Source organism: Mesorhizobium sp. M4B.F.Ca.ET.203.01.1.1, from assembly GCF_004791025.1.
Lineage (GTDB): Bacteria > Pseudomonadota > Alphaproteobacteria > Rhizobiales > Rhizobiaceae > Mesorhizobium > Mesorhizobium abyssinicae.
Window position 1 is genome coordinate 1 of record NZ_SRUO01000145.1, and the last position, 346, is coordinate 346.

The 346-nt window shown below is 61.3% G+C and carries 1 protein-coding gene; it reads right to left on the reverse strand.

From position 1 onward, the window contains the following. Positions 1 to 307, reverse strand: a 307-nt coding sequence (locus tag EN846_RS34035; RefSeq protein WP_189587203.1) for an SDR family NAD(P)-dependent oxidoreductase, incomplete at its 3' end; no start/stop codon positions are given. Positions 308 to 346: the final 39 nt, after the last annotated feature.

Here is a 346-nt window from a genome sequence, read left to right on the forward strand (position 1 = left end):
GTTCGGCTATCTGGCCAAGCGGCAACATGGAACCACCGCCCGCATTGACCGAGAGCACATCGATGCGGCCGCTTTCCGCTTTCACCTGGGCATAGAGGCGGTCGAGATCGGCAAAACTGGTCGAGTCGGCCTGAATGCCGGTGGCGTTCTTCCCGATTGCAGCGACGGCTCTGTCGATCTCGGCCTTGCGTCGTCCGGTAATATAGACATGCGCGCCTTCGGCGGCGAAGCGTTTGGCGATGCCGAGGCCGATGCCGCCGCTGGCGCCGGTCACCACGGCGATCTTTCCTTCGAGTTTCCTTGTCACTTTCGTCACTCCTGTTGTGGGCGACAGAGACATATGGAC